This is a genomic window from Paenirhizobium selenitireducens ATCC BAA-1503 (genome assembly GCF_900492185.1).
In the GTDB taxonomy this organism is placed as follows: Bacteria; Pseudomonadota; Alphaproteobacteria; order Rhizobiales; family Rhizobiaceae; genus Allorhizobium; species Allorhizobium selenitireducens_A.
In genome coordinates this window covers 1-24,376 of sequence record NZ_UEYP01000027.1, presented here as the reverse complement: position 1 = coordinate 24,376, position 24,376 = coordinate 1, and the positions used below count along the sequence as shown (strand labels likewise).

The window sequence follows — 24,376 nt, the reverse complement described above, 5'->3', positions numbered from 1 at the left end:
GGCCCATGAGCCCAAAGCGACGAAGGAGAAACGGAGGAACTTGACCACCCCAACCACGACGGACGATACCTAAGGCGGGTCACTTCTCGGCGCAAATCCCGGGTCAGCTCTCAGTGCAAATCAACAGCCGGGAAACAGGCGCTCAAGTGCGTACTGCTTGATTGTCTTGCCCTGCAGAGCGGCTAGCGCTTTGAGGCTTTGATGTTGTTTGTCCGTTATGTCGATCGTCAAGCGGCTCATTTCACATACTCCCGAAGTGACGGACCCACATTAGCACATATGTGGTTTAGTTGCCACCATTGCAGCGTTATCGTAAGACCTGGGCGCAAACGTCCAACATGGGCTTGCCGGAAGCCGCTCTCATGGACTCGGCGGCCACGCAAACCCCGGTAAAGCCGACGGTCGGCCCAGATTACAATCCGGTCGTCACCCTCAACGGTTGGACCTTGCCGTTCCGAATGAACAACGGGGTGAAGGAATTCCACCTCGTTGCCGAGCCGGTGGAGCGGGAGATGGCCGAAGGCATGACCGCATATCTTTGGGGGTACAACGGCCAGTCACCGGGTCCGACCATCGAAGCAGTCGAAGGCGACCGGGTTCGCATTTTCGTGACCAACAAGCTGCCGGAGCACACGACCATTCATTGGCACGGTATGATCCTGCCGTCGGGGATGGATGGTGTTGGCGGGCTGTCGCAGCCTCACATCCCCTCTGGCAAGACCTTCGTTTACGAGTTCGATCTCGTGAAATCCGGCACCTTCATGTACCACCCGCACTCGGACGAGATGGTACAGATGGCGATGGGGATGATGGGCTTCTTCGTCATCCATCCCCGGGACCCGAAGTTCATGCCGGTGGATCGGGATTTCGTCTTCCTGCTCAGCGCCTATGACATCGATCCGGGAACATACGTGCCCCGGATCATGGAAATGACCGACTTCAACCTCTGGACGTTCAACACGCGCGTCTTTCCAGGGATCGATCCGCTCGTCGTTTCCAAGAACGACAGGGTTCGTGTTCGCGTCGGTAACCTGACGATGACGAACCATCCAATCCACATGCACGGCTACGATTTCGAGGTGACCTGCACCGATGGCGGCTGGGTCAGGCCGGAGGCGCGCTGGCCCGAGGTCAGCATCGACATCCCTGTCGGTGCGATGCGCGCCTACGAGTTCGACGCGAAGTACGTCGGCGACTGGGCGATCCATTGCCACAAGTCGCATCACACCATGAATGCCATGGGTCACGAGATCCCGACATTCATCGGGGTCGACAAGAAGGAGGTTGCAAAAAAGATCAGGCAGATCCGTCCCGAATACATGCCCATGGGGACGGCCGGCATGGCGGATATGGGCGAAATGTCGATGGAAATACCGGAGAACACCGTCCCCATGATGACCGGGTGGGGTCCCCACGGCCCGATCGAAATGGGCGGCATGTTCTCCGTGGTGAAGGTCCGCGAGGGTATCTCAGCGGGCGACTACAGCGATCCGGGTTGGTACGAGAACCCTCCCGGCACGCAGGCGTGGGAATGGACCGGGAGCTTGCCCGAGCCTGTCAAAGCGAAAGATGCCAAGACACAACTTCCGTCTGGCCATTCCAATCACGGTTAACTTCCTCCCAGAAACGACAAAGGAAACGATTATGAAACGCATTCTAGTTGGTCTGCTACTCTCAACGTTTGCCACCGCTGCTTTTGCATCCGGTTCGCATGAGGGCGGTCATGGCGAAATGGCCGTTGGCGAACCCGGTGAAAAGGCCAAGGCGTCCCAGACCATCCGTGTCACGATGAAGGAAACGGATGACGGCAAGATGATCTTCACACCAAGCACCTTCAAGGTCCGCCAGGGCCAGACCGTTCGCTTCGCGATCAAGAATGCGGGCGAGGTCGATCATGAATTCGTGCTCGACCAGGAAGACAAGATCATGGAGCACAAAGCCGTGATGGAGAAATTCCCGGAAATGGAACACGAGGATCCGAACGCCATTCGCCTCGCGCCCGGAAAATCCGGCGAGATCGTCTGGAAGTTCACCAACGACGGCGTGTTCAAGATCGCCTGCCTCCTTCCCGGTCACTACGATACCGGCATGCACGGCGACGTCACGGTCGCGAAGAAATAAGGAGCAACAGAAATGACGATGAAAGCTATCACAAGAATCACACTCGCCGGCGCCGTCGCCTTCGCCTTCGGCACCGCCGCCTTCGCGCAGGAATTCACCAGCGGCACGGTCAAGAAGCTGGACGAGAAGGCGAAGAAGGTCACGCTCATCCATGAAGAGCTGAAGAACCTCGAGATGCCGGCCATGACGATGGTATTCCAGGTCGCTGATGACGCGATGCTAGAAAAGCTCAAGGTCGGCGCAAAGGTCCAGTTCGTTGCCGAGCGCGTCAACGGAAAGCTGACTGTCACCCAGGTCAAGTGAAGCACAGGGCCGCGCTGGATGCAGCGCGGCCCCGTTCCTCATGAGACCGGCAGGAGGCAGAAGGTGCGCCAGAGATCCTGCTTCCAATCCCCCGGCTCGGGCGAATCCGACAGCATAAACTCTGATTGGCCGATCATGACGGCCTTCGGCGCGGCGCATCGTACCTTTGCAAGGTGGGCGCTGTGGTCGATGAATCTGATCTGACCCTCGGGTCCGCGCTCTGTGAGCGCGACTTGCACATCGAAATTATATTCCGGGTCAAGAGAGGTTGCCGCGACGGTCACGGACAGGCTGATGGTCGTTTCATCCGCGAAATAAGACGTATGAAACGGCTGATCCTCTTGGGCATTTGACGCCGACACCAGCAAAGCCAGAACGACAAATGCGCATGTTATGCCAGTTCGCATTGCACACCCCTCCCATAGGCGACTTGGCCGCCTCATCCTATCACACCACAACTCCACTCGCAGCCGCCCGATTTCCTCAAACCCGCCTCGACAGGTCTGGCAGGGTATCTCGCCGCCAATGCTCCTCAATTGATGCCGTTCGCCCGCTGAAGCTCGCGCACATAGGCCACGATCGTAGCGACGTCGGCCCTCGTCAGACCCGGCTGAGGAGGCATGTTTCCGAATTTCCAGTGATGCGCGCGCACGCCGTTGGCGACGGCCATTTCAAAGGCGTAGTCTCCGTGGTGAGAAGGTTCGTATATCCGATGGATGAGCGGCGGGCCGGCATCGGTTCCGGCCGCGTTCTTGCCGTGGCACGCTGCACAGACGGCGTTGAAAGCTCGTTCTCCCATCTTTGCGGTGTCGGACAATGACGAAGGTACGACAACCGACAATGCCGTCCCCTGGCCCGATACTCCTCTTCTGGCTTCGTCTTCCGATCCGGTTCGATTCCAAAGCGCAAAGCCCGCAACCGCTGCCGCGGCGACGAGCAGAGCGAAGACGTTTCTCTTGTTCATTTGTGAATCCTTATGTCTTTAGGCCGCCGAACACCCTCTCTGCCGCCATCAACTGCCGAACCCGTCGGCATGAATGTGGTGGTGGGGCGGCGCGCGATGGCGATGTGGGGCCACGAAATTGTTTTCGTGGCCTCCGGCGTGTCAGCCGTTCGAGATGCGGCGTTGGTAGTCTGCCTCTCGCTGCGGCCAGGTACTCTTGATGTAGTCGAGGACAGCCTCGATCTCGGCGGAGGTCAGAGCCTCCCGAAAGCCGGGCATGTCACTCTCGTAGCCACCGCCAACCACCGCGGCGGTCCCATCGGTGATGATTGCGAGGAGCTGCCTGTCCGAATGATGCCAGGTGTGACCGGTCTCGTCATGCGGCGGCGCCGGAAGGCGGCCGCTCGTGCCCGGGCTGCGCCAGTCGGGCTGGCCTTCGAGTTTCGTGCCGTGACAGCTCGCACAGTTCGCTAGATAGACTGCCCGGCCAAGGGCGATGCGATCGCTCGCCTCCTGACCGGACCGTCCCTTTCCGACCAAGATCGCACCGGCCGCCGCCAGGAGAGTTGCGGCGACCGCGATCCAGAGCGGTTTCATGCAGCGATCCTGAACTCGGTCATCATCCCGGTGGCCAGATGCGGCATATGATGGCAATGCAACATCCAGCTCGCGGCCTCGCCGGCATCAAGGGCAACAGTGACCATCGACATCGGCGGTATGTACACGGTATCGCGGCGCGCACCTTCGAAGCGTCGCCTGTTGATGCCAACAACCTGGAATGCATGCCCATGCAGATGCATCGGGTGCCCCATCATCGACATATTGTGGAACATCAGTTCCACCCGATCGCCGCTCGTTGCGGCAACCGGCCGATGCTTGCCCCATGTTGCTCCGTCGATGGTCCAGACATAGGGCTGCATCGAGCCGCCGAGCATGATCATGTGGCTTCGATCCACCGGACGGGCGGCAAGCGTGTCGACAGCGACCAGCCGTGACTCCTGAGACAAGTCCGTGTCGAAGGCCGGGGCGTCATTCGCTGAAAGGGAATCGATCCTGTCGATCGTGGCGCCCGCGGGGGCGAGAATAATGCCGGTCCTTTCACGTTCGCCCTCCCTGAGCGCCAGAATCGGCCATGCGCGGGTCTCATTTGGAAGGTCGATCTCCAGGTCGAGACGCTGCCCCATGGCCAGCCCGAACCGCGAACCCGCGACCGGCTGGACCTCATGCCCGTCGACGGCGACGAGCCGGGCTTGTGCTTCGCCCGTGTCGATCCAGAAAACGGTGGCTGCGGCTGCGTTGATGACACGGAGCCGAACCCGGCCGCCGCGTTCGACCTGAACGACATCGGGATCGGACAGGGTTCGGTCATTGGCGAGATAGGCATCCCAGTCGTAGTCGTTGAGATCCATCGCCATGTTACCCATATCCATGGCCATCGAGCCCATTCCCCCGGCCTCGCCCTGGTTCATTCCAGGCATGCCGCCATGGTTCATGCCTTGCATCGCGCGTGACATGCCGGCAGCGCCATGTCCATCAGCGCTTGCGCTGGTGATCTCTTCCAGCACTTCTTCCGGTGTCTTGAACGCGAAGTCGTGCAGGAACAGGACGACTTCCTGCCGATCGGCGGATAGGTCTTCTGCCCTCCGGACGATCAGCGGCGCGGCGAGCAATCGCATTTCCTGGATCGGCACATGGCTGTGCATCCAGTGCGTTCCGGGCTGGGGCGCGAAATCGAAGCTGCGCGTTTCACTGGGCTGAAGAAGCGGCTGCGGCATATCCGGGACGCCGTCCTGAGCGTTCGGGGGAATCTGGCCGTGCCAATGAATGATCGTGGACTCGGCGAGATCGTTGGTCAGATCCACCCGAAATCGCTCGCCCGGATCGAGGAGCAGCCCCTGCCCGTTGGGACCAGCAAGTCCGAAAACGGTGGCCGGTCGATTGTCTATATCGAGCGTGCGGCTGGTGGCGGCCAGGCGGATCGCAGCCGCGTCCTGGCCGTAGGCCCTGATGGGGAAATGGGATGCAGCAAGCATGGCTGCGCTGGCGGCGAGGAAGCCGCGTCGTGAAAAGGTCGTCATATTCGTCACCTCGGGACGATCTGTCCCGCCTGAAAGGTCCAAATGGATCGCAGCGGGATCAGCCCCGCCGCAGGCTCAGAGGAGGCGCGATATAGGAGGGCGATCATTCCGGCCGGGAGCTGCCGCAACGAAGACGGCATCCGGCGGGAAGGGATATTTTTGCCGCGAGCTGATTTGCTTTGCCGAAGTACGCACAACCGGAAGCCAGGCCGATATTCCGGCGCAGGCGAAGGCGCACAATCCGGCATCTGCTTTGCAGGATTTCCCTTCGCTGCAAGCGGCCATCGAAGAAGAGGCTTGCTCCATGTGCTGCGTCAGCGCGGCGCGTTCCAACATCCCGGACATGCGGGTCTCGTGTGCTTGAACGGCAAAAGAAGCAGCGGCAAGCGAGATGGTTGTAACAATGATAAGCAACGCGCGAAGCATGGGCAAAGAATAGAGCCTCGCCGACCCTTTGTCCATTGATGAAGCCTGCATGCCGGCCGTCCTGCTCCTAGGTTTGAGGCTTAGGTCGTGCGGGGCGGCGAAGCGCCGCCCCGACGTTGCATCACTGCGCCTGATAGGTGACGCCGTTCGGTCCCTTGCCGACAGCATATGTCTTGACCACGGACTGGCTGCCGACGTCGATCTGGGAAACGGTCCCGGCCACGATGTTGGTGACGAAGACAAAGGCTCCGTCGGCAACGACCGTCACGCCGTGAGCGCCCTTGTCCGTCTGGATGGTCTTCACGACATTCCCGCCTACGACATCGATAACCGAGACCGTCTCATCCGGCTCCGTTTCGGTTCCCTGGTTCGCGACGTAAACCAGCCGGCCATCAGGCGTGGCGTAAACCTGGATGGGCGAACGGCCGACATTGATGCGTGCGATCACCTCGCGCGACTGCGTGTCGATAACGGCGACCTTGTTTTCATCGCGCAGCGAGACATAGACCCGCTTTCCGTCAGGTGTGAAGCCGACCTGGACGGGCGCAACGCCTACCTTGATCCTGGCAACTTCCGAAAGCGCCGTTGTGTCGATAACCGAAACAGTACCGTCCTGGACATTCGCGACATAGATGGCGCTTCCATCCGGGCTCATCCGCAGGCCGTGGGGGTAGTCGCCGGTGCCGACCGTGGCGACGACCTCGCCCTTGGCAAGATCAACGACCGACAAGCTGTCGTCTTCGGAATTCGAGACGTAGGCGCGATTGCCTTGCGCGTCTGCGATCACATGCGCAGGATGCCCACCCACGGGGATCGACGCCTTCACGCCGGAGGAAATATCGGCCGCGTCGAGGACGATCAATTGGCCTGCGACAGCGGCATCACCATGTCCGTCGCCGCCATGGCCAGCCCCATTGGACGCATGAGCGTCTTCAGCTTTGCCGGCGACCGGCAGGCCCACCGCCAGCACCAAATCTTTCCCCGATACGAACTGCACGTTGTGGGGCGTGATCGTGACCGGAACNCAATTGGCCTGCGACAGCGGCATCACCATGTCCGTCGCCGCCATGGCCAGCCCCATTGGACGCATGAGCGTCTTCAGCTTTGCCGGCGACCGGCAGGCCCACCGCCAGCACCAAATCTTTTCCCGATACGAACTGCACGTTGTGGGGCGTGATCGGGACCGGAACGATGTCGATCTTTTCCGTGGTAAGGTCGATGCGGCTAACGGTGTTGCCAAATTCATCGGCCGTATAGACGAAGCCGGTTGCAGCAGGCTCCGCTCGGACGGTGGCGGCGAACGGAATAGCAAGCACCAGGGCCGATGCCGTCGCGAAGGCCAGCATGGCCGCACGTCTGCGAATCGCGGTTGCTGTCAGGACTGCCGCGGTGATGGAAATCGAACGGGTCGAGTGGGTCTTTAACATGGTATTCAGCTCCTCGGCTCGCAGCCTTGCGGGCTGCTCGAGCACATCTTGAGGTGAGTTTGAAAAGTGGCCCGGCGTGCGGATACCGAAGACTTCCTCGCGTGCCGCTGCCTACCGATTTCGGCAAGGTCCGTGCATGGCCCTTTCTGGCTCGCCGGCAGCCGACGATTGGAGGCTATGTCACGTCGGCGTCACGCAGAACGGCTCGTCTCCTCGGCCGTATCGTTGGGCGGCCTGGGACGCGCACGGTCGGAAGACTAAGGCATTGTGCCAGTCCTCGGGTCGGCTGGAGCACACGGACAGAACAGGCCGAAGGTGCTCAGATGACCAAGATGGATCGCGGAGGTCGCTTCTGACGACGCAACTCCGCGGATGAGGGCACGGGCGATGCAGCCGGCGAGACTGTCTCGCCGTTCAACGTGCGCCAGCTCCAGGCCGTGTTCAGCGGAGCGCAGAGGAAGCACCCGAGGCTCGACAGGCAGTGACCGCTGTCGCACGGGTGCTCGGCGCCGCGTTGGGTATCGTTGTCGCAGGGCATGCGCACGAGGAGGTCGGCACAATCCCCAGCTTGAGTCATGAGCGCCGGGATGCCCTCCCTTGAAGCAGCACGCGCTTGATGCCCGCCATCTGTGAGAAACGCCGTAAGCCCGAACGCGATGGCGAGGAAAAGGATAAACCCGCGCCGCAAGGCGGTCGCCCAATTATGCGACCTTCTGAACGCCTTGACCATTGTCACGCCGGCGGCCACCACGGCTCATCCTTCGGTTTGCTTGAATGTAGAAACTGGGGGCAAATCTAGCGCAGATCCAGAATGATCACTTTGCGCTGCATCAAACACGTAGGGATCAATGCTTGCGAGGCCGCTCACCGAAACGACCTGCGCGCCAATCTCCGCAAATGAGTGTGCTGCTCGCGCGGAGAAGCGCGCTCGACTAGATAGAATTTACCCGTGGGCTGACTGTCCGGCGCGCTATTTCGTGTTCCTGATCATTCGCCGCAGCACGTCGTCGCGACGCCAGAAGTGATGCCACAGAGCAGCGAGGGCGTGAGTGGTCGCAACGACCAGAAGCATCCAGCTCAGCAGGCTGTGCAGGGAAGCGATGCGGAACGTCACGTACATAGCGATCGTGCCTGTGATCGGCAGTGCGAGCAATAGGCCGTAGAGCACCGCATGAGTGACCCCTGCGATCATGCGCTCAAGCACCGACATGCCCTGGATCGGAGGTGGTCGGCCATATGTGAAGCGCAGAATAAGTTGACTGAGCGCCAGCGCCATAATCAGCCATCCGCTCCAGGCGTGAACCTGATGCAGGAAAAGGTCGAAGGGTTTAGGTTTCAAGAAAAGGTGCGCCATGTGCGTGCGTTGGATCGCCCAGGCCGTGGGGACCTGGATGATACACAGGATAAGGACCATCCAGTGCATCAAGCGCTGGTAGATCGAGAATGCGCCGGCCGAACGGTGCCGGCGTATCCAAATGGACAGCCGCCACGTCAACTTTCGACCTCGAAAAGGTCGCCTGCATGCGCGGCATAGTCCAGTGCGTAGCCAAGTTCACCAGCCGTCTCGGCGTGAACGTGCAAAAGCGGCTGGCCGCTGGCGATCTCGTCGCCGAGGCGGACGGCCATTTGGACGCCTGCCGCCTTCGACTCCGGCGCTCCGGCGAGCTTGGCGAGTCGGGCGATTTTGCGATTGTTGATATGGACGACGCGGCCGGCGCGCGACGCGATCAACGGATGAACCTGTGCGGCCTTCGGTGGCTCACGAAGTCCGCCTTGCGCCTCGCAGATCGCCATGAACTTCGACCAGGCACGACCGTCGACCAAGGTCGCCAACGCAAGCGCTTCACCTTTCCCCTTTGCGGCCTTTCCACCGATCTCAAGCGCGGCGCCCGCCAACAGGATCGCGCGGCGTCGCAGATCGTCCGGCGCATCCGGCGCGTTTTGAAGAACCGCCAGGACGTCGAAGGCTTCTAGACCTGGGCCGATGCCGCGCCCGACGGGTTGCGAACCGTCGGTCTGGACGCAGGTCAGGGCCAGATCGAAACGGGCAGCGACGGCGCTGAGGCGACTGGCGAGCTGATCGGCGGCCGCTTCGCTGCGCACCTTGGCGGTTGCCCCAACCGGGATGTCGATAACCACATGCGTCGAGCCAGCGGCGATTTTTTTTGAAAGGACGGAAGCGACAAGCTGTCCCTCGGTATCCACGTCGAGTTCGCGTTCGATCCGGACGAAAATGTCGTCGGCGGGGCTGAGATGCACCGCCCCGCCCCAGGCGATGCATCCGCCTTCTGCTTCCACGACGCGTCGAAGGGTTTCGATGCTGAGGTCGACAGGGGCAAGCGTTTCCATTGTGTCGGCGGTGCCGGCTGGCGAGGTAATCGCGCGCGAAGACGTCTTCGGCATGACAAGGCCATTGGCGGCCACGATCGCGACGACGATCGGCGTGGTTCGATTGCCCGGCAACCCGCCGACACAGTGCTTGTCCACAACGATCGGAGCATTCCAGCTCATCCGGTCGCCGACATCGACCATGGCGCGCGTGAGGTCAACAGTCTCGCTCTCGTCGAGAGGAAGCGCGGCACTGGCGGTCAGAAAGGCGGCGAGATGGACCTCGGTATAGCGGCCTGCGACCACGTCGTTCACGATTTCGGCAAAGGCGTGCGCGTCGAGGCGATTGCCTTATATGCGACGGCGCACGCTCGTCAGAGACTCCATGGCCGGAGGATGGGNCAACAGTCTCGCTCTCGTCGAGAGGAAGCGCGGCACTGGCGGTCAGAAAGGCGGCGAGATGGACCTCGGTATAGCGGCCTGCGACCACGTCGCTCACGATTTCGGCAAAGGCGTGCGCGTCGAGGCGATTGCCATATATGCGACGGCGCACGCTCGTCAGAGACTCCACGGCCGGAGGATGGGTCACCGTCACATTGTCATTCTCGCTAACGCCGAGGATCTGCCAGGCTGTTTCAGAAAGACCGACTTCATCCTGAGCGAGCAATGCATCTCCTTCGACCTGAAAGAGCGTTGCCTGTACCTGTCTCGCGCCGATCGAGACGAGGACCTGGGTGCGCGCGGACAGACCCTCCGAGCGGCAGACATGGCAATCGGTGCGCATCACCACCACGGCCTGGTGCTGAGTGTGCAGCCGCAGGCGCCGCACGCGTAGCGTCGGCTGAGAAGGAACCTCGGGTTCGACGTTGTTGATCGTCATAGGTCGAAAGCCTGATTCTGGCGTGAGACGACTGCGTTCCATCCAAGCTCGCGGTCGATCCGCACGCGCAGCGCTTCGGAGGCATCGTCTTCACCATGCACGATGAACACGCGGGACGGCGGCCGACGGAAGCCGGACAGCCAGCGCATCAGCTCGTTTGCGTCGGCATGCGCCGACAGCATGGACAGGTCCGCGACCTCTGCCCGAACCGGGATCCACTGGCCATGGATTTTGATCTCGCGGGAGCCCTGCATCATAGCGCGGCCCCGCGTTCCGGCTGCCTGAAAACCCGAGAAGAGAATGGTGTTGCGGCTGTCGGGGGCAAACGCCTTGAGATGGTGCAGGACCCGTCCACCGGTGGCCATGCCGCTCGCCGAAATAACGATCTTCGGGTAGGCGCTTGCGGTGATCGCCTTGGAACCCTCAACGTCGCGCGTGTAGGTGGCGATCGAGCAAATCGCATTGCATTCCTGCGGGCTCAGCCGGTGATCGGAACGATGCGCATGCAGCAAATCCGTTGCGTCGATCGCCATGGGGCTGTCGAGATAGATGGGAATCTTTCCGAGACGGCCATTCATTCTCAGCTTCCAGAGATGGTAGAGAAGTGATTGGGCTCGCCCAACCGCGAAGGCGGGGATCACAACGGTTCCGCCCCTGGCGGTCGTGCGCTCAATGACGCTTCCCAAAGCCTCTGTGGGATCGACCTGATCGTGGATGCGATTTCCGTAGGTCGACTCGATTACGACGTAGTCGGCGTTTTCGACAGCCGTGGGGTCGGGAAGAACGGGGTCATCGTAGCGGCCGAGATCGCCCGAGAAAGCGACTCGACGCCCTGCCCATTCGATTTCCGCGATAGCCGCGCCCAAGATATGCCCGGCATGGCGGAAGGTCAGTGTCGCATTGCCTGGAAGGTGAATGGGCTTGTCGAAAGGTTCGGGCGAGAAGAATTCGAGGGAGTGCTCGGCGTCGCGGATGCCGTAGAGCGCAAGCGCAGGCTTGTGCTTCGAAAAGCCCTTTCGATTGGCGTATTCGGCATCCTTTTCCTGGAGGTGGCCGCTGTCCTTCAGGATCAGCTCGGCAACGTCGCGCGTCGCCTCGGTAGAGTAGATTCGGCCGCGGAAGCCATCTCGAACGAGCTTGGGCAAATAGCCGGAATGGTCGAGGTGGGCATGCGTCAGGACGACGGCGTCGATGCTCGATGGCGTAACCGGAAGTGCTGCCCAGTTGAGTTCGCGCAGGTTCTTCAGGCCCTGGAACAGGCCGCAATCGATCAGGATGCGCTTGTCGCCATTGGTGAGGAGATGTTTCGAGCCGGTGACGGTTCCCGCACCGCCAAGCGAAGTTAGTGTGAGCATGTTGCCCTCAATCTTGTGCTTTGGACAGATCGGCAGGAGCGCCACATCCATCGATTGCGTTGCGTTCGGCCAGGGTGAGCAGTTCATCGCGCGACCAGTCCGAGAGCCGTGCGGATGCGTCGACAAGGTGCGCCCATGAGCAGCGGTTGGCGAAAAGCATGCCGGAAACATCCAGCGTGCCGCCACGACTGATATATCCATGCGCCGCGGTCCGTTTCGGGCCGCCGTCTAGCCGTCGAAGCAGGCCGACCATCGGTTCTGGGCGGGTGTGAGTGACGATAAGGCGGGGCAGATCGGGTGGGAAAAGGCTTGCAAGCTGGTCATCGCGCGCTGTGAATTCGGCCTCGAGCGGATCGCGCGGCGCCCGAAAGCGTCCAGGCTCCGAAATCGCCGTGACGACGACCCGTCGACCATGCGCTTTCAGCCGGTGGGCGGCCTTGAGAGCTTCTTCGAGTTGATAGGCGCCGATCGTGACGAGCTGGAGTGCCGCTCCATCCGGGTCGCCGTCGATATGAGCCGCACCTATGTTGACGAAGCGCTCGGCCGCCTCGGCGTCGAGACGGTGAGGCATGTCGCGCTTGGACACGATAAGGCAAGCTACTTGGCCGCGCCCGCGATAGACCGACCGCAGCGCCGCGGCAGCGCTGTTCGCATCGACGGGAAACAGCACGCGGGACGTATCCGACATCTCGCCCAACAGGGCCTCGCCAATCGTCGGATCCTGGTGTGACTGTTCGTTCTTTGCGTTCTCCCAGGTGTGCGATGTGACGACGAGCGGCACGGAGATCCAGCCCGGCGTTTTGCCCGCTTCCCGTTGGTGGCGGGAGAAGATGATCTCCTGGCGCAGGCCGCCTAGCATCTTCATCGCGAAGGCTTCGTAACTGACGATCAGATTGATGCCGCCCTTGTTGGCGAGCGCCGCACCGGCCACGGCTTCCTCATTCAGGGCCGTGATAACCGCGCCGTCGACGGCATCGGCAACGCCAGGCTCCGACTGGTTTACGCGGTGGCGAAGCCTGTCGAGCGTTGCGCCCATATGGTTCGAGCGGAGTTCATCGGGATTGCCGACCCGCGGACGAAGGCCGGGATTGGCATCGACGACCCGGACAAACCAGCGATCTATTGCATGCATGGCGCAGTCGGAGGGGTAACCTTCCTGGGACCAGTCAGGTTCGGGCAGGTGCGGCGCTGCGGGATTACGGGATGCCAGAGGATGCTTGCTTTCGGGAACGCGGCCCTGCCTCTCATGAATGGCAATCTCGGACACGGCGTCATCAATGTCGCCCGGCGGCACGAATAGAGCCCTTGCAGCGTCGTTGAAGGCTTGACGCGCCGCTTCGTCTCGCGACGGGTTGCCCGTCAGAGGAAGATTGTGCGCGGCATTTGTGCCCGCTCCGGGGAAGCCGAATCCTTTGACAGTCTCGGCGATGACATAGGGAATGGGTGCGGGATAGCGGCGGCTGGGATCGGTCGCGAAGCGCGTGAGCTGCTCTTCCGCTGAGAGGATGGCCCAAGCGAAGGCGGCGGGGTCCCGGCCATCGATCCTCATCGGCGCGAATCCGTTGAGGCTGAGATGATCGGCAAACCAATCTGCCCCGCCTTGCTGCGCGATCTGGACGCGTTCCTCGATACGGCGGCCGTTCATGATCATCACTGGAACAACGAAGCCGGAATCCTCCGAGCGCCACCAGCGCGGCGTCCAGTCCGATCCGCGCTGTTCCTCAAACGCGCCATCGCTGAGAAAGGCGACGAGGCTTTCGCCTGTCAGTGGCGCATGGACGTACTGCACTTCCGAGAACCCGAGATAGCCGCCCTCCGAGATCGCACCGGCGGTGGTTGGGCCGGCGTGGCTGCCGATCGGCACGCCCGGCCGGCCGCTCGCGTCGATAGCGTAGGAGTAGAAATCGGCTGCGAGTTGAGACAGCCCTTTCTCGCTGCGATCATAGCGCCCGAGCTGAGCTTGCGAAACGTCGCCTGTCAGCGCGTTGACTGCATCGATCGCCGCCACGCAATGCCCCTGACCCATAAGCCACGATCGGGTTGTTGCCGAAATCGCGTTGGCAACCAGATAGCCGACGAAAGCCGGGGCCATGTTGAGCGAACCGCCGGTATGGCCCTCCGGAACGGTTTTGAAGGCGTCGGCTGGCAGAGGAGCGCCGGACAAATCGACACGCCTCGCATAGGTCATGTGGACGATGGTCCACATGGCAGCCGAGGTCAGGCGGTCGGCCGCTGCGAGCAGTCGGTAGAGCCGATCAGGTTCGATCCGTCCCGACATGGCCAGCGTTTGAATGCGCTCGATGGTTTCGTCGCTATGTCGGATCTGGCCATAGCCGTCGCGCCATGCCTTGAAGAGTTCGGGAGTCGCTGCGGCCATGCTTTCGGGATCCTTTTTTGACTGCTTGTTGAGTGCGATCTATCGACAGCGCTACCGATGTCCCCCCAACCATGGCGGTGGATCGCTGGCGGGGAATGAGTCGATGCCCGCGCGCTCCACTGCATCGAGCGGCTCCGGAGGACGGCGGTGGCGGATCTGATCCGACCCTGCCGCCGTGTCCGTCCGGAGATGCGCGGCAATAAGCGGCGCAAGCTCAATACGGTTGCTGGCGTGGACAACGGAGTCGGTCGAAACGATGCGACCGCAGAGCGGGGCAAGCTGTTGATACGAATCGCCCGCGAAGATGCCATGCACGACAGCGACGTCAGGCGGAGCCAGACCTTGCAGTCGCAACTTCCTCGCCGCTTCGATAAGAGTATGGCCTGATGAGGCGATGTCATCCACGAGTACAGGCTGACGATCGTGCCAGGCGGAGAGATCGGGAAGTTCGATTTCGACGTCGCGATCGCCGTGTCGGACTTTCCTCAGGACCGCATGTGGCGCATCGATGCGCTTCGCGATGGCCGAGACCCACTGCTCGCTTTCCTCATCAGGGCCGATAAGCAGTGAGGCCTTGACCTCCGACCCTATCCAGTCGGCAAGGAGCGGGGCCGCATGAAGCGTCGCTGTCGGAATGGAATAGATCGCCGAAAGTGTTGGATGGCGATGCAAGTGCGGGTCGACGGTAATCAGGCGATCGAAGGTTGCCGATACGAGTCTTGCGAATGTGCGGGACGTGACCGCCTCGCCCGGTCGAAAGCGCCGATCTTGCCGCATATAGGCGAGGTACGGGGCGATCAGCGTTACCTCTCTGGCGCCCAGTGATCGTACGGCGTCGGCGGCGAAGACCAGCCGCAGAAAGCCTTCATCGGGGTGAGACAGGGTGCTGACCAAAATGACCGCTTTGTCGGTCACGTCGCACAGGATGCGGAGATAGCTTTCGCCGTCGGGGAAATTCCGGGTTTCGAGGTTGCCGAGCGGCCAACCGCCCTCGCTGGCGAGGCGCTGGGCAAAGGCGTCGTTTCCCGGAAGGGGAAGGATCACATGGCTCGAAGCGTGGTTCGTCGTATCCATGTGGGTCATCCGTTCCTGCGGTAGCGGCGCAGGAACTGCGCGTTGATGGCGACGATGATGGTGCTGGCCGACATGAAGACCGCAGCTACGGCCGGCGTCATCAGGAAGCCGGTCCCGAAGGTGATGCCGGCGGCCATGGGGATCGCCACGGTATTGTAGGCAGTCGCCCAGATCAGATTCTGGACCATCTTACGGTAGGTCGCGCGCGAGAGACCGAGAATGGCCGCCACATCGCGCGGATCGCTTTTGACGAGGACCACATCGGCGGATTCCACGGCGACATCCGTACCAGCGCCGATGGCGACGCCGAGATCGGCCTGGACAAGAGCTGGCGCATCGTTGACGCCATCGCCCACCATCGCCACCGAAAGGCCACGCGATTGCAATTCCTTGATCTTGTCCGACTTCTGATCGGGAAGCACCTCGGCGAAATATTCGGAGATGCCGAGTTCCCTGGATACCGATTCCGCAACGCCCTTCGCATCGCCCGTCAGCATCACCGACTTTATGCCAAGGCGATTCAGTTCGGCGATGGCTTCTCTCGATTCGCTACGCACGATGTCGGCAAGCGCGAAGAGCGCGCGCGGCGCGCCATCGCGGACAAGTACAACCACCGTCTTGCCGTCTGCTTCCAGCTCCTTGAGCTTCGGATGATCGATCGGGCTGCCTTGCCGAGCGAGATGGCCGGGGCTGACGATCCGAAGCTCCTCGCCGTCAACCTTGGCGGTGATGCCTTCGCCGGTGATATTGCTGACCTCGGTGGCCTTGGGGATCGCGATGCCGCGCTTCTTGGCTTCAGCGACGATGCCATGTGCAATTGGGTGTTCCGACTGACTCTCCGCTGCGGCGGCGAACGCCAATTCCTGGCTTTCGTCGCCAGCGGACAGAAGGACAATATCGCTGACGCCGAAACGTCCTTCCGTCAGCGTCCCTGTCTTGTCGAAGACCGTTGCATCAAGATTGCGCGCGCGCTCGAAAGCGGCCCGGTCGCGGATCAACAGACCGTTGCTCGCGCTCAGCGATGTGCTGACGGCCACCACCAGGGGCACGGCGAGGCCGAGTGCATGCGGGCAGGCCACGACCATGACCGTCACCATGCGCTCCAGAGCGAACTCCAGGGGCGATCCGAGAACGATCCACCAGACGAAAAGCGTCCCGAAGCCGACGACGAGGGCGATATAGGTGAGCCAGGCGGCTGCCCGGTTGGCGAGGTCCTGGGTCTTGGAACGGGTCGCCTGCGCCTTCTTTACGAGGTCGATGACCTGAGACAGATAGGTCGCGTCCCCCGTCGCCGTCACCTTGATCGTCACGGCATTGGCGCCGTTGATCGCCCCGCCGATGGCTGGCGCGCCGACGGTCTTGGAAACAGGCCGCGATTCGCCTGTCAGCATCGCCTCGTTGAAGGCGGACGATCCCTCGATGATCTCGCCATCGACCGGCACCTTCGCGCCCGGCCGGACGATGACGCGGTCGCCGGGCTGGAGGGCGGAGATCGCTACTTCATGCGTCGAGCCGTCCGCATCGATCCGCGTCGCGCTGTCTGGAAGCAGGCGCACCAGTTCCTCCAGCGCGCGGGAAGCCCCCATGACGGAACGCATCTCCACCCAGTGGCCGAGCAGCATGATGGCGATGAGCGTCACCAATTCCCAATAGAAGGCTTCGCCGGGGAACCCGAAGGTGACCGCCGCCGAGAAGAAATAGGCGGCCGAGATCGCGAGCGCGATCAGCGTCATCATGCCGGGCTGGCCCTTGCGCAGCTCCGAGGTGAAGCCGGTCAGGAACGGCCAGCCGCCATAGACGTAGGCGATGGTCGAGAGGACGAAGAGCACGAGACCGTCGCCCGGAAACGACAATAGCTCGGTCAGGCCGAGCCAATGGCGGATCATCGGAGACAGAAGCAGGACGGGCGGCGTGAGAATGAGCGAAACCCAGAAGCGGCGGCGAAAGTCGGCGACCATCTCCGCATGATCGTGTCCGCCGTGCCCGGTATGTTCGGCATGGGTTGAGCCGGCTGCCGAGACGATGCTTGCGGCCGCGTGGTCGTGGTGCGGACCGTTGGCAGCCGTCCGATGATGTGCGTGGTGGTTGCCGTGTTGGCTATGCGATGAGCTCATTCGATGTTGTCCTTCACTGGCCATTGGCGATAACTCGGAATGCAGGCCATTCTTGTTCCGTGACACTGGCCAGTTCTCGGCAGGGCAGAATCTTCGGTGCAAAGGTCTTCGGTCCGACGTTCCGAATCTTTGATCCAGATTAAGTTCTTGCGGCTCGGCTGAGGCGATGGGGCCGCGCCGCCGACCGTTCTTCCCGCTTGTTCGGAAACAGGGCGCTGTGGCGAAACGCCTCTCACCCCGATGATTCAGGAGTGTCTGCCGGGTAACCTGCTTCTTCGAGAACGGCGACAAGGGCTGCCCTGTCGGCGCTCGTCTCGATCAGGACCTTGCGTTTGTCAGGATCAGTCTCGATCCGGGCCATCCCGTCGACGCTCAAAAGCGCCTTGGTCACTGATTTTGCGCAGCCGCCGCATGTCATGTTCGGGACCTGGAAGCGAAGCATAGGGACCTCCTCTGTTGTTCGCGTCCAAGGAGATTGGGGCTTCCAACGATGGTAAGGTCAACCCTTAATAAATCTTCTTGACCCTGCCATCGTTGGAAACCGCAAGCTGGATGAAGAACTGTCAAATCGAAAGGAGACGACAGATGAAGCATTCCAGCACAAACAGCGTCATCATCTATACGACACCCACTTGCCCGGACTGCCGGGCGCTCAAGACCTGGCTCAAAGAACAAGACATCACGTTCCAGGAGCGCGATCTGACCGATCCATCAGTGATGGAGGAAGCGAAAGCGCGAACCGGGGTGCGGGTCGCACCGATAACCATCGTCGGGTCGCAGATCTTCTACGGGACGTTTGCGAGCCAGAAGCCCGGACTCATGGCCGCCCTCGACTTGTCGACGCCCGCATGAGTGATATGGTCATGAACAGCAAACGAGTGGACCTGCCGCAGGCTGGAGCCAGCATCGAAGTCGCGCTAGGCCAGACGATACTCGAGGCCGCGCTTGCAAGCGGCATCGCCTATCCGCACGGCTGCCGATCCGGACGCTGCGGGTCATGTAAATCCCGCCTCAACTCCGGCGAGGTCGACCTTCGGGAGCATTCGCGTTTCGCGCTCTCCGTCGAGGAGAAAGCTGAGGGGCTGATACTCGCCTGCCGGGCAATCCCCAAAACCGACGCCACCGTTACATGGCTGGGTGGTGCGGACGAGCTGGCCGACCATCCACGTCGACGCCTCCAGTGTAGCGTTGTTGGCATTGAGGATGTCACCCACGATATCAAAATTGTCCGGGTTCGCCCGAAAGACGGTCGGCCTGCCTCCTTTACGGCCGGCCAGTTCGCGCGCGTGACATTTCCGGCCACGCCGACACGAGATTATTCGATGGCGAACCCGCCGGGCGCCGACGAGCTGGAATTTCACATTCGTCGCGTGCCGGATGGCGTGGCCTCTAACCTCATTCATTCAGTGCTCGATCTCGGGGACCCGGTCATGGTCGAGGGGCCTTTCGGCTCGTCCTTTCTGCGCGAGAAGCATGCCGGCCCAATTCTCTGTGTGGCGGGCGGATCGGGCCTCGCCCCGATCAAGTCGATCGTTGAAACCGCGCTGGCACGGGGGATGAGACAACCCATTCACGTCTATTTCGGGGTGCGGACGGAAAACGATCTGTATCTCGTCGACCACTTTGAGGGTCTCGCGTCCATCCACGGAAATCTGGCATTTACCCCTGTTCTGTCCGACCAGGCGTCGGGCACGGCTTTGCGAACCGGTTATGTCGATGCTGTGGTCGCAAAGGATCTGCCAGATCTCGACGGCTGGAAGGCATATATCGCCGGGCCGCCACCGATGGTGGAGGCCGTCATGGTGGTTGCCACCAACCGGAGGCTCCGCGTCGAGGATATGCACGCCGACGTATTCTTCACGCCCGATGAGCCGCTCGCAAGCGCTGCGGCAGGGTGAAGAACGACCGGCGTTCGGGATCGCTACAGACGATTTCCGGCGGACCGGCGGCTTGTGCGCATGAGATCGAGCGGAAGACGCCCGCCTTCAGGCGGTAACCAATGCCGGACCATCGGCCCTTGCTCCAGTATTCACCTGTCGGTCGGGATTGGTCACCGCGATAACGCGCATCCGGCTGTCGCATGGCGGACCGGCCTATGTGGTCCGCCTTCGATCATCTGATCGCGAAGAGTTTTGATCGAGCCACGCCTTCGCGATCTCCACATCCACTCCCGCGACCTCGATCAACTTATCCGGATTGAGGATTCGAAGACGCCGGTATTGAAATTGAACGATTCCCTCCTTCCGCAGGGAACTGAGGACACGGTTGACATGAACGAATGTCAGGCCCGTCGCATCGCCGATCTGTTCTTGAGTTAGGGGAAGCGCCATCTCTTCGATGCGGTTGCCGGGCCATTGCGCCCGATATCGCGTGAACAGCTCCAGCAGGAGATGGGCGACGCGCTCTCGTGCCGAGCGACGCCCGATACTCGTCAGGTGATCGAAGGCAAGATCGCGTTCGCGCGCTACAGATTGCGCGAGTCTCAAGCCGATTTCCGGGTCTTCCCGCAGGCGCGATTTCAGAACGGACATCGGAACGACGGAAACGACTACGTCCGTCAGGGCCTGCGCGCCGACGTTTGAGGGCATGTGACCGGACGAGAGCACCCCCAGCACTGCGCCTGGCAATGCGAAATGCACGATCTGTCGCCGGCCATCGGGAAGCAAGGAATATACCGCTATCCAACCGTCAAGAAGGTTGAACAAAGAACCGGTAGTGGACCCAATACCGAGGATTTCGTTGCCTGCGTCGAATTTTCGGTCGCCGGTCCTGAACCCCCGAATGAGGCGGTTTGCATCGATCGGAGGAGACACGGCGCCAAGCGAAGCAGACGTATGGGTGCCGTGACTTGAGAGCGTCAAAGCCTTCGATGATTGAGGAACAATGGCATTTTCGGCGTTTGAAGCGCCGTCTGCTGGGGGGTTGTTTGGCAGCAAGCTGCTCCAAGCGCCGTTGATCATGGCCAAATTGGCGCTTTGAAATGATCGGGCGGGCTCGGGGGAGAAAAAAGAGCGATCCAAGTTCATGTTGCACCTCCGGGGCGCGGAGCCCGTCTCGGTGGCTATCCGAACAGGCAATCAATCCTGACGTGAGGACCTGTGCGCCGACGCAGCTTTGCGCCGGGGATCAGGTGGGCGCGAACACGACAAATCTCCAGGAACCAGAGTGTTGATCCAATCTGGCGACAGGGTTTTAGCCGCGGAACGCCGCCTAGAGGATTTGATTTCGGGGTACGGGAGGGTCGCGGCCAAGAATGAACGACCGCAGGCAGGTTTGCCTTGGCGCAAATGATTTGGTGGTCCAGGAACCGATGATGGTGAGTCCGCCTTGGTAAGTGCATAGCGGTGCAAAGCACGGAGCGCAGATGGCTTTGCAGCAACTGGCGTCGGTCGGGCAGTCTTCCTGGGCAGCTGCAGAGGCCCTGAACTCGGCGTTCGCAAGCCGGATTTCGGTGCCGGACGGCGTGAAATCACCGTTATGCGCCATGGCTGGCCCGGCCTGGATCGCCAGAACGAGCATGCAGACCATCAGTGCTGCCAAATACCTGAGCATTCCTCGATTCCGCAATCGAACGGCTCGCCCTTTCAACATAGAGCGAATACCCCGATCCGGAACACATACTATATGTACAGCCACCTCAAATTGATTCAGATCAAGGTCCAGGGCGGAGGTTCGCGGCAGGGTGTCAATTCGTGTCGGGAACGCGACCAATCCGCCGGGACGAGGGTCGATGTGCTTGATCGAGGTTAAAGTGCGGCGCGCAAGGTGATGATTTCGTCACATCCAGAAACTTGTTCCAGCGGGTCACGCATGTCATCGATGGCGCTGTTGCGGGCAGATCGGAAGACCTGGGTTGCGGTTCTCGTCGCTCGCACTCGACGACGGACGATGCTGAGCCCATTCTTCGCAAAATGCGACGGAATCCTGCTGGTCGATCCGGTCACTCGCTGCCGCGACTATATGCCGAATGCCGACCGCACCAGTGAGGCGACATGCGCGATGATCGCGATCAGCAGCGCAACTAGACTCGTGTGCGGCTTCATCGCAGACGCGGACCGCGATCGGCTCGTGCTATGCGGAGTAGATGTGAGGATCGGTTCCTGCTCGTGTCCGGTCGACGATCTGGTTTGCGGATTCGAGGCGCTGCCACATGCCTAGTCCATGGGCCACAAGGGATCTGCCAAGCTCTCCTCAATAGCGCGCCGAATTGTGTCGACGGGGAGCGGCGTGTCCGTTCCCGATCAAAGCAGTGATGGCGTAGCTCCTCTGGCCACCGAAGCCCTCCACATTGATGTGCGAGAAGTCGAACCGGATCCGTCCAGGTTGGCCTTTTGGCGAACCGCGCAGGGTAGCCTCGTCGTTCCCGACACCTTAATCGAGATTAAAGACTCCCCCAGACGGCCATTGCTATCTCAACAGCAGTTGCCTCGCGGTCGGCTTACAGGCGGTGTCGCGGCACACATGCACCTGCCGAGGCCACGCGCGATACTGGAGGAGCAATATGGACCAGAACTCTGATAGGCAAACGGGCGGTAACGCTCAACGATCCAAGCTTACAGCGAGCAGCGTCGCCTTCTATGGCTTTCTCGCAATCGCCGCCTTTTACCTCATCACGGAGCATCGTGCTCACACTCTGGGCTGGTTGCCTTGGCTTCTCATTCTGGCTTGTCCGGTACTCCATATCTTCATGCATCGGAAGCATGGCGCACATGGACATAATCATCACGAAAGGCGTGCCGACCAAGATAGCCGCTGACCTCCAATGAATCAGCTTCAGATAGCGAGAGCGCAGCATGACCAACGGCACTTCGAATCGCGACATGCCAGATCCGAAACCCTTTACTCGCTGCGCGACTCGTCGTTGCACGGATACGAGCGAACGAGGGGCGACGGTGATCGACGCGGGTATCAGACAGCTTGGACCCGAACAGTGGCGCGAGCCGTTGGATTTGGCATCTCCTGAATTAAACGGCCTCGCGCCTCGTAGGAGGCTGCTGACATGGCTAGGCGACCACCTGCAATAGAGCTGCGTCACCTTAACACCTTTGTGGTCGTGGCCGAGCATGGCAGCTTCCGCAAAGCTGGGGCGGCCATCGGGCTATCGCAATCAGCGGTCAGTCGATGTATTGCTGACCTTGAGGATCAATTCGGCGCCTCGCTGTTTCACCGGCACACCTGGGGGATCTCGCTGACCCATGCAGGGCAACGGTTCCTTGGACGGGCAAGACAAATTCTCAGAAACGTTGACGACGGAGCCGAAGATATTGCTGCCATAGGGCGTTCTGAAAGCGGCTTCGTGAGGATCGGAATATTCTCATCGATTGCCTCGGGGTTTCTCGCAGAACTATTGCGTGCATATCATCGCGCGCATCCGAGGGTTCAGGTTGAACTCATCGATGGCAATCCTTCAGAGCATGTGGCGGCGATTCGCCAGTTTTCTCTTGACGTCGCCTTCCTTACCGGCACCCGCCTCTGGTCTGATTGCGACACCTCGTACTTTTGGTCTGAGCGCGTCTTTGCGGTTCTACCGGAGGATCACTCGTTAGCCGCGCGCGACGAGGTAGATTGGACCGACCTCGTTGATGAAACTTTCATCGTGAATGACGTGGCGCCCGGCCGAGAAATTCATGACTACCTGGTTCAGCGCTTGGCTGGTCTGGGGCAGCACCCCGAGATTACCGTCCATTTTGTCGGACGAGAGAACCTGCTCCCACTCGTGGCTCTGGGCCGCGGATTGACGGTCGTTAGCGAGGCGATGACTGCGGCTCAGTTCCCCGGCGTGTGCTATCGGGCAATTCTCGGGGAAATCTTGCCATTTAGCGGCGTATGGTCTCCACGTAATGACAACCCGGCCTTCCAAAGGTTGCTTAGCATGGCGCGTTCTATGGCAACGTCGTGGTCTCCGGGCTCGACAGGGTCAAACGCGGAATAGCGCGCCCTCTCCCGAGCCTGTGTAAGATGCAGGGATTGGTCGGGCGGCTCAAGAAGCCGCCCGACAGGCGTTACTTGCCACGATCGGCGAGCCATTTCTTCATCATCGCGATCTCGCCTTCCTGGGCTTTGATCACGTCTTCTGCGAGCTTGCGGACCTCAGGGTCGCGACCGTACTCGAGAACGACCTTTGCCATGTCGATAGCGCCCTGATGATGGGGAATCATGCCGCGCATGAAGTCAACATCGGCATCGCCTGAATAGTCCATCAGCATGTTCTTCTGCATGCTTTCCATGACGGCCATGTAAGCCTTGGTCGAGAGTTCGTCCGCGGCGGACATGTCCATGCCCTGCATGTTCATGCCGGGCATATTGTGTCCCTGCATAGCGCCATTGTTATCCATCTGGGTTTGAGCAAGTGCCAGGCCCACGCTGATGGCGATTGCGCCACCTATGAAAATCGGGGTTAGCCTGTTCATCGTTTCATCCTCATCAGGTCGCGGCCGCAGGATAGCCGGCTTCTTCCAGAACGCGTTCGATATCGGCGATGGTCGCCGCCGTCTCGACCTTGACCGTGCGAGCGGCGGGGTCCGGCTTGACCGTAGCGTTCGGGTCGACGGACTGGATCGCCTTTGTCACCGACTTGGCGCAGCCGCCGCAGGTCATGTTTTCGATCTTGAGCAGCATGAGAAATCTCCTTTGTTCGGCTCTCATGCTGAACAAGATGGGCCTTCCAACGATGGTAAGGTCAAGGGTCACATGCAAGGATTTATTCTATTGACCTTCCTATCGTTGGAAGCCTGATCCTCCTCCAGAATTTGATTCTTCGAATAAGAAAGGAAGAGGCGATGAATGCCCCCGTCCGCACCAATGAGATGTCTGAAGCTATATCGCTGCCGATAGAGGGCATGACCTGCGCGTCGTGCGTTGGCCGAGTCGAACGAGCCCTGAAGGCTGTTCCCGGTGTCGAGGCCGCATCGGTCAATCTGGCTACGGAACGCGCGAATGTCACCACCAGA

General features: G+C 61.0%; 25 protein-coding genes and 2 pseudogenes. 9 read left to right on the top strand and 18 right to left on the bottom strand.

All coding sequences use genetic code 11. The annotated features are described in order from the left end of the window. Nucleotides 1-126 precede the first annotated feature (126 nt). Nucleotides 127-240: pseudogene (locus RHIZ70P_RS22030) on the bottom strand (antitoxin); the annotation flags it as partial. A gap of 50 nt (nucleotides 241-290) precedes the next feature. Between RHIZ70P_RS22030 and RHIZ70P_RS22025 the strand changes: the two are divergent. From RHIZ70P_RS22025 to RHIZ70P_RS22015, 3 genes are read left to right on the top strand one after another with little or no spacing between them, the layout of a single operon-like run. Next, nucleotides 291-1,613: a multicopper oxidase family protein gene (locus RHIZ70P_RS22025; RefSeq protein WP_080843320.1), complete on the top strand. Its 1,323-nt coding sequence runs from the start codon at nucleotides 291-293 to the stop codon at nucleotides 1,611-1,613. Nucleotides 1,614-1,644: 31 nt separating this feature from the next. After that, complete coding sequence (locus tag RHIZ70P_RS22020) at nucleotides 1,645-2,121, top strand: cupredoxin domain-containing protein (protein ID WP_115672699.1); 477 nt, start codon at nucleotides 1,645-1,647, stop codon at nucleotides 2,119-2,121. Between the two features lie 18 nt (nucleotides 2,122-2,139). Beyond that, the gene (locus RHIZ70P_RS22015) at nucleotides 2,140-2,424 is read left to right on the top strand and encodes a copper-binding protein (protein WP_077546222.1); all 285 of its coding nucleotides are present in this window, start codon (nucleotides 2,140-2,142) and stop codon (nucleotides 2,422-2,424) included. Nucleotides 2,425-2,462: 38 nt separating this feature from the next. On the opposite strand, the gene RHIZ70P_RS22010 is transcribed toward RHIZ70P_RS22015, so the two are convergent. From RHIZ70P_RS22010 to RHIZ70P_RS21970, 8 genes and pseudogenes are all read right to left on the bottom strand, one after another. After that, entirely contained in the window at nucleotides 2,463-2,831 is a 369-nt protein-coding gene (locus RHIZ70P_RS22010; RefSeq protein ID WP_052821447.1) for a hypothetical protein, read from the bottom strand. Between the two features lie 125 nt (nucleotides 2,832-2,956). After that, a complete protein-coding gene (locus RHIZ70P_RS22005; protein ID WP_037094849.1) occupies nucleotides 2,957-3,388 on the bottom strand; it encodes a c-type cytochrome in 432 nt (143 codons plus the stop codon). Nucleotides 3,389-3,529: 141 nt separating this feature from the next. Then, a complete protein-coding gene (locus RHIZ70P_RS22000) occupies nucleotides 3,530-3,964 on the bottom strand; it encodes a c-type cytochrome (RefSeq protein WP_077546207.1) in 435 nt (144 codons plus the stop codon). After that, nucleotides 3,961-5,445: a multicopper oxidase family protein gene (locus RHIZ70P_RS21995; RefSeq protein WP_037094843.1), complete on the bottom strand. Its 1,485-nt coding sequence runs from the start codon at nucleotides 5,443-5,445 to the stop codon at nucleotides 3,961-3,963. Before RHIZ70P_RS21995 ends, RHIZ70P_RS22000 begins: the two co-directional genes overlap by 4 nt. Nucleotides 5,446-5,520: 75 nt before the next feature. Further along, entirely contained in the window at nucleotides 5,521-5,922 is a 402-nt protein-coding gene (locus tag RHIZ70P_RS21990) for a hypothetical protein (RefSeq protein ID WP_115672697.1), read from the bottom strand. Nucleotides 5,923-5,992: 70 nt separating this feature from the next. Continuing rightward, nucleotides 5,993-6,919 (bottom strand): cytochrome D1 domain-containing protein, encoded by a 927-nt coding sequence (locus RHIZ70P_RS21985; RefSeq protein WP_235842314.1) that lies wholly within the window; start codon nucleotides 6,917-6,919, stop codon nucleotides 5,993-5,995. A gap of 1,349 nt (nucleotides 6,920-8,268) precedes the next feature. Further along, a complete protein-coding gene (locus tag RHIZ70P_RS21975) occupies nucleotides 8,269-8,793 on the bottom strand; it encodes a cytochrome b (protein ID WP_052114352.1) in 525 nt (174 codons plus the stop codon). Next, nucleotides 8,790-9,950: pseudogene (locus RHIZ70P_RS21970) on the bottom strand (thymidine phosphorylase family protein); the annotation flags it as partial. The gene RHIZ70P_RS21975 and the pseudogene RHIZ70P_RS21970, both read right to left, overlap by 4 nt. A gap of 136 nt (nucleotides 9,951-10,086) precedes the next feature. On the opposite strand from RHIZ70P_RS21970, the gene RHIZ70P_RS23115 reads away from it, so the two are divergent. Beyond that, nucleotides 10,087-10,461 carry a hypothetical protein gene (locus RHIZ70P_RS23115; protein ID WP_181904104.1) on the top strand — a complete coding sequence of 125 codons (375 nt, stop codon included), beginning with the start codon at nucleotides 10,087-10,089 and terminating at the stop codon, nucleotides 10,459-10,461. A gap of 41 nt (nucleotides 10,462-10,502) precedes the next feature. Here the strand turns inward: RHIZ70P_RS23115 and RHIZ70P_RS21960 are convergent, their stop codons facing one another. The 5 genes from RHIZ70P_RS21960 to RHIZ70P_RS21940 form a co-directional block, all read right to left on the bottom strand. Beyond that, nucleotides 10,503-11,861, bottom strand: a complete 1,359-nt coding sequence (locus tag RHIZ70P_RS21960; protein ID WP_080843374.1) for an MBL fold metallo-hydrolase RNA specificity domain-containing protein — start codon at nucleotides 11,859-11,861, stop codon at nucleotides 10,503-10,505. 7 nt (nucleotides 11,862-11,868) lie between these two features. Beyond that, nucleotides 11,869-14,238: a xylulose 5-phosphate 3-epimerase gene (locus tag RHIZ70P_RS21955; protein WP_080843325.1), complete on the bottom strand. Its 2,370-nt coding sequence runs from the start codon at nucleotides 14,236-14,238 to the stop codon at nucleotides 11,869-11,871. 51 nt (nucleotides 14,239-14,289) lie between these two features. After that, complete coding sequence (locus tag RHIZ70P_RS21950; protein WP_115672701.1) at nucleotides 14,290-15,312, bottom strand: ribose-phosphate pyrophosphokinase; 1,023 nt, start codon at nucleotides 15,310-15,312, stop codon at nucleotides 14,290-14,292. Nucleotides 15,313-15,317: 5 nt separating this feature from the next. Beyond that, a complete protein-coding gene (locus RHIZ70P_RS21945; protein WP_080843326.1) occupies nucleotides 15,318-17,426 on the bottom strand; it encodes a heavy metal translocating P-type ATPase in 2,109 nt (702 codons plus the stop codon). 232 nt (nucleotides 17,427-17,658) lie between these two features. After that, nucleotides 17,659-17,868: a heavy-metal-associated domain-containing protein gene (locus RHIZ70P_RS21940; RefSeq protein WP_115672695.1), complete on the bottom strand. Its 210-nt coding sequence runs from the start codon at nucleotides 17,866-17,868 to the stop codon at nucleotides 17,659-17,661. Between the two features lie 143 nt (nucleotides 17,869-18,011). Here RHIZ70P_RS21940 and RHIZ70P_RS21935 point away from each other — a divergent pair, with 143 nt between their 5' ends. Continuing rightward, complete coding sequence (locus RHIZ70P_RS21935) at nucleotides 18,012-18,278, top strand: glutaredoxin family protein (RefSeq protein ID WP_080843328.1); 267 nt, start codon at nucleotides 18,012-18,014, stop codon at nucleotides 18,276-18,278. 11 nt (nucleotides 18,279-18,289) lie between these two features. After that, nucleotides 18,290-19,324 (top strand): 2Fe-2S iron-sulfur cluster-binding protein, encoded by a 1,035-nt coding sequence (locus RHIZ70P_RS21930; protein ID WP_080843376.1) that lies wholly within the window; start codon nucleotides 18,290-18,292, stop codon nucleotides 19,322-19,324. Nucleotides 19,325-19,519: 195 nt separating this feature from the next. On the opposite strand, the gene RHIZ70P_RS21925 is transcribed toward RHIZ70P_RS21930, so the two are convergent. Beyond that, on the bottom strand, nucleotides 19,520-20,452 hold the full coding sequence (locus RHIZ70P_RS21925) for a Crp/Fnr family transcriptional regulator (RefSeq protein WP_225246838.1): 933 nt from the start codon (nucleotides 20,450-20,452) through the stop codon (nucleotides 19,520-19,522). A gap of 184 nt (nucleotides 20,453-20,636) precedes the next feature. Then, nucleotides 20,637-20,966, bottom strand: coding sequence for a hypothetical protein (locus RHIZ70P_RS21920; protein WP_142174938.1), 330 nt, complete (start codon nucleotides 20,964-20,966; stop codon nucleotides 20,637-20,639). A 961-nt stretch (nucleotides 20,967-21,927) separates the two neighbouring features. On the opposite strand from RHIZ70P_RS21920, the gene RHIZ70P_RS21910 reads away from it, so the two are divergent. Beyond that, nucleotides 21,928-22,182 (top strand): DUF2933 domain-containing protein, encoded by a 255-nt coding sequence (locus RHIZ70P_RS21910; protein ID WP_080843331.1) that lies wholly within the window; start codon nucleotides 21,928-21,930, stop codon nucleotides 22,180-22,182. A 243-nt stretch (nucleotides 22,183-22,425) separates the two neighbouring features. Continuing rightward, nucleotides 22,426-23,358, top strand: a complete 933-nt coding sequence (locus RHIZ70P_RS21905; RefSeq protein ID WP_115672694.1) for a LysR family transcriptional regulator — start codon at nucleotides 22,426-22,428, stop codon at nucleotides 23,356-23,358. 70 nt (nucleotides 23,359-23,428) lie between these two features. Here the strand turns inward: RHIZ70P_RS21905 and RHIZ70P_RS21900 are convergent, their stop codons facing one another. Then, a complete protein-coding gene (locus tag RHIZ70P_RS21900; RefSeq protein WP_404801034.1) occupies nucleotides 23,429-23,761 on the bottom strand; it encodes a DUF305 domain-containing protein in 333 nt (110 codons plus the stop codon). An 88-nt stretch (nucleotides 23,762-23,849) separates the two neighbouring features. Next, on the bottom strand, nucleotides 23,850-24,044 hold the full coding sequence (locus RHIZ70P_RS21895; protein WP_080843334.1) for a heavy-metal-associated domain-containing protein: 195 nt from the start codon (nucleotides 24,042-24,044) through the stop codon (nucleotides 23,850-23,852). A gap of 161 nt (nucleotides 24,045-24,205) precedes the next feature. On the opposite strand from RHIZ70P_RS21895, the gene RHIZ70P_RS21890 reads away from it, so the two are divergent. Then, a partial coding sequence (locus RHIZ70P_RS21890; protein WP_328588208.1) for a heavy metal-associated domain-containing protein occupies nucleotides 24,206-24,376 on the top strand: 171 nt, incomplete at its 3' end.

Coding starts and splice junctions, on each gene's coding strand:
- RHIZ70P_RS22020 (WP_115672699.1), top strand. CDS start 1,645: ATGAAACGCATTCTAGTTGGTCTGCTACTCTCAACGTTTGCCACCGCT.
- RHIZ70P_RS22015 (WP_077546222.1), top strand. CDS start 2,140: ATGAAAGCTATCACAAGAATCACACTCGCCGGCGCCGTCGCCTTCGCC.
- RHIZ70P_RS22010 (WP_052821447.1), bottom strand. CDS start 2,831: ATGCGAACTGGCATAACATGCGCATTTGTCGTTCTGGCTTTGCTGGTG.
- RHIZ70P_RS22005 (WP_037094849.1), bottom strand. CDS start 3,388: ATGAACAAGAGAAACGTCTTCGCTCTGCTCGTCGCCGCGGCAGCGGTT.
- RHIZ70P_RS22000 (WP_077546207.1), bottom strand. CDS start 3,964: ATGAAACCGCTCTGGATCGCGGTCGCCGCAACTCTCCTGGCGGCGGCC.
- RHIZ70P_RS21995 (WP_037094843.1), bottom strand. CDS start 5,445: ATGACGACCTTTTCACGACGCGGCTTCCTCGCCGCCAGCGCAGCCATG.
- RHIZ70P_RS21990 (WP_115672697.1), bottom strand. CDS start 5,922: ATGCAGGCTTCATCAATGGACAAAGGGTCGGCGAGGCTCTATTCTTTG.
- RHIZ70P_RS23115 (WP_181904104.1), top strand. CDS start 10,087: ATGGACCTCGGTATAGCGGCCTGCGACCACGTCGCTCACGATTTCGGC.
- RHIZ70P_RS21960 (WP_080843374.1), bottom strand. CDS start 11,861: ATGCTCACACTAACTTCGCTTGGCGGTGCGGGAACCGTCACCGGCTCG.
- RHIZ70P_RS21955 (WP_080843325.1), bottom strand. CDS start 14,238: ATGGCCGCAGCGACTCCCGAACTCTTCAAGGCATGGCGCGACGGCTAT.
- RHIZ70P_RS21950 (WP_115672701.1), bottom strand. CDS start 15,312: ATGGATACGACGAACCACGCTTCGAGCCATGTGATCCTTCCCCTTCCG.
- RHIZ70P_RS21945 (WP_080843326.1), bottom strand. CDS start 17,426: ATGAGCTCATCGCATAGCCAACACGGCAACCACCACGCACATCATCGG.
- RHIZ70P_RS21940 (WP_115672695.1), bottom strand. CDS start 17,868: ATGCTTCGCTTCCAGGTCCCGAACATGACATGCGGCGGCTGCGCAAAA.
- RHIZ70P_RS21935 (WP_080843328.1), top strand. CDS start 18,012: ATGAAGCATTCCAGCACAAACAGCGTCATCATCTATACGACACCCACT.
- RHIZ70P_RS21930 (WP_080843376.1), top strand. CDS start 18,290: ATGAACAGCAAACGAGTGGACCTGCCGCAGGCTGGAGCCAGCATCGAA.
- RHIZ70P_RS21925 (WP_225246838.1), bottom strand. CDS start 20,452: ATGAACTTGGATCGCTCTTTTTTCTCCCCCGAGCCCGCCCGATCATTT.
- RHIZ70P_RS21910 (WP_080843331.1), top strand. CDS start 21,928: ATGGACCAGAACTCTGATAGGCAAACGGGCGGTAACGCTCAACGATCC.
- RHIZ70P_RS21905 (WP_115672694.1), top strand. CDS start 22,426: ATGGCTAGGCGACCACCTGCAATAGAGCTGCGTCACCTTAACACCTTT.
- RHIZ70P_RS21900 (WP_404801034.1), bottom strand. CDS start 23,761: ATGGATAACAATGGCGCTATGCAGGGACACAATATGCCCGGCATGAAC.
- RHIZ70P_RS21895 (WP_080843334.1), bottom strand. CDS start 24,044: ATGCTGCTCAAGATCGAAAACATGACCTGCGGCGGCTGCGCCAAGTCG.